Below are 426 nucleotides of genomic sequence, written 5' to 3'. Positions count from 1 at the left end.
CAGCAGAAGAGAGCGCTGCTTGAGGTCTACCTGTCCTTCCGGGCGGCCAACGTCGGCGCCGACGATGGCGACGCCCGGGCGCCGTCGAACGGTGCGGGGGCGTTCCCCCAGCCGGACAGTGGCGGCACCGGCGACGTCGTCGGCGAGGCCGATGGTGCCGGGGACGGCAGCGAGAACATACCAACGAACGACCACGACGACGAGAGGTGATGACCATGTCCGCCGACTCCACACTCGATTCCAAGCCGGTGCGTGCCCTGGCCGGTGCGGCCGACGCAGCGGCCAACGGTATCCGCGACTTCTCCACGCGCGTCGCCGATGCGATCTCGGACGAGCAGTTCCGGGCCGACGTCCGTGAGCGTGTCTCCGGGCTGACCGGACGGGTCTCGTCCGCCGTCGCGGACGAGAAGCTGCGCGAGGACCTGC

1 protein-coding gene and 1 pseudogene are annotated in these 426 nt (G+C 70.4%); both read left to right on the top strand.

Annotated features, from left to right (window positions below):
• Nucleotides 1-210 (top strand): annotated as a pseudogene (locus ELR45_RS35680) (hypothetical protein); the annotation flags it as partial.
• 5 nt (nt 211-215) lie between these two features.
• The coding region (locus ELR45_RS35675; RefSeq protein ID WP_165368029.1) for a hypothetical protein at nt 216-426 on the top strand (211 nt) is incomplete at its 3' end.

The organism is Phytoactinopolyspora endophytica, from assembly GCF_004138495.1.
Classification (GTDB): domain Bacteria; phylum Actinomycetota; class Actinomycetes; order Jiangellales; family Jiangellaceae; genus Phytoactinopolyspora; species Phytoactinopolyspora endophytica.
The sequence above is the reverse complement of the archived record's forward strand: the minus strand, read 5'-3'. Positions and strand labels throughout refer to the sequence as shown.